The 2,088-nt window shown below is 70.1% G+C and carries 2 protein-coding genes; both read left to right on the plus strand.

What is annotated here, in order from left to right; all coding sequences use genetic code 11:
• Nucleotides 1–363: 363 nt before the first annotated feature.
• Nucleotides 364–1,329, plus strand: coding sequence for an arsenosugar biosynthesis radical SAM (seleno)protein ArsS (gene arsS, locus QZY48_RS28540; RefSeq protein WP_295437052.1), 966 nt, complete (start codon nucleotides 364–366; stop codon nucleotides 1,327–1,329).
• A gap of 3 nt (nucleotides 1,330–1,332) precedes the next feature.
• Complete coding sequence (locus QZY48_RS28545; RefSeq protein ID WP_295437054.1) at nucleotides 1,333–2,019, plus strand: TIGR04282 family arsenosugar biosynthesis glycosyltransferase; 687 nt, start codon at nucleotides 1,333–1,335, stop codon at nucleotides 2,017–2,019.
• Nucleotides 2,020–2,088 lie beyond the last annotated feature (69 nt).

The raw sequence follows: 2,088 nt of genomic DNA on the forward strand, positions 1-2,088 counted from the left end.
CGCAAGCACGGTTCTTAGGGGGCTGGGTGGCGGTAACGTCGCCTGGCTACCCGACCCGGCCACGCGCCCTTGCGGCAACCCGTCGCGGCCTGGGGATGTCACGCCCTTTCAGGGCTGGGCTCCTTTACAACAGGCCACCCAGGGCGTTGCCCTGGGCTGGTATGTCACGCCCCTTCGGGGCTTGAGGGTCGCGGCGACGGGAGGCGCCCCCGTGCGGGATCAAGGCGTCCGGGCGGGAGGATTGACCCCAACGGGGTCACATATACCAGCCCAGGGCAAGGCCCTGGGTTGTCCGCTGACTTGTTCTTGACTCGTTACCAAGCCAGTGCAACCCCCATACCAGTTGAGCCAGGCCAATCGACCATGCATGCCACCCTCCCCCGCTTGCGCGACAGCGACTTTCCCGCGCTCCGTCGCGGCGACCTCAAGACCCTTCAGGCCAATCTGGGCTACCGCTGCAATCTGTCCTGTCTGCATTGCCATGTCGCGGCGGGGCCGAACCGCACCGAGCGCATGGACCGGGACACCATCGACACCATCCTGGCGGTGCTGGCGCGCGGCGGCATCGAGACCCTGGATCTCACCGGCGGCGCGCCCGAACTGCACCCGGACTTTCGCGACCTCGTGACCAGGGCCCGCGCCCTGGGGGTGCGCGTCATCGACCGCTGCAATCTCACCATCCTCGCTGAACCAGGCCAGGAGGACCTGGCGGAATTCCTGGCCGCCGCCGGCGTCGAGATCATCGCCTCGCTGCCCGGCTACCTGCGCGAAGCGGTCGAGGCGCAGCGCGGCAAGGGGGTGTTCGACGCCAGCATCGCCGGCCTGCGGCGGCTGAACGCCCTGGGTTACGGCCGCGGCGATGCCGCGCTGGTGCTGAGCCTGGTCTACAATCCCCAGGGCCCGGCGCTGCCGCCCGAACAGACGGGCCTGGAGACGGCCTATCGGGCACGGCTTGACGAGGCGTACGGCATCCGCTTCGACCGCCTCTACACCCTGGCCAATATGCCGATCCAGCGCTTCGGCAGCACCCTGATCTCCAAGGGCCGGTTCGACGCCTATCTGCAACTGCTCAAAGCGGCCCATCGCGCCGATAACTTAGGCTCGGTCATGTGCCGCGACCTGATCAGCATCGACTGGCGGGGTTTCGTCTACGACTGCGACTTCAACCAGATGCTCGACCTGCCGCTGCACGCCGGCACCCGCTCGCGCCTGCACCTGCGCGACCTCGAGGTGGGGCGCCTGCCGGGGCTGCCGATCCAGGTGGCGGACCACTGCTACGGCTGCACCGCCGGACAGGGATCGAGCTGCTCGGGCGCCCTGGCCGGCTGAGTCATGCCAGCCGAGCGGCAAGGTCAGCGCCAGACCCCGGCGCACGGTTGCGCACTGGACGCCCGCATCCTCGTCTTCGGACGCGCACCCGTGGCCGGCGCGGCCAAGACCCGCCTCATCCCCGCGCTGGGTGCGCAGGGTGCGGCCCGTCTGCATCGGCGGCTGCTGGAGGACACCGTCGGACGGCTCTGCGCCGCGGGGCTGGCCAGGGTCGAGCTGTGGGTCACACCCGATGCCGATCACCCCTGTTTCGTCGGGCTGGCAGCGCACTGGCCGCTCGACCTCCATATCCAGGAGGGCCAGGACCTGGGCGCGCGCCTGGCGCACGCCGCCCGCGCGGCCCTGACGCGCGCCGCGGCCGTCATCCTGGTCGGCAGCGACTGCCCCGAGCTCTCGCCGGACTATCTCGGCGCGGCGCTCACCGCACTGGGGCAGCAAGACGCCGTCCTGGGCCCGGCACTGGACGGCGGCTATGTCCTGCTGGGTTTGCGCCGCGTCGATGACTCGCTCTTCGAGCGGATGCCCTGGGGCAGCGACCGGGTCGCCGCGCTCACGGGACAGCGGCTCGACGCACTCGGCTGGCGCTGGTCGCGTCTGGAGTGCCTGCGTGATATCGACCGTCCCGAGGATTTGGTCTATCTGCCCGCGGCGCTCGGCCTGCCCCCGCCTGCTTACCGTGAAAGTGCGTAGTCAGGCCATCCTGGCCTGACGGTGTCGGGGCTGGAACAGTCAGGGCTGGAAGCCCTGACTACGCCGCCC

The organism is uncultured Thiodictyon sp. (genome assembly GCF_903828115.1).
Taxonomy (GTDB): Bacteria; Pseudomonadota; Gammaproteobacteria; order Chromatiales; family Chromatiaceae; genus Thiodictyon.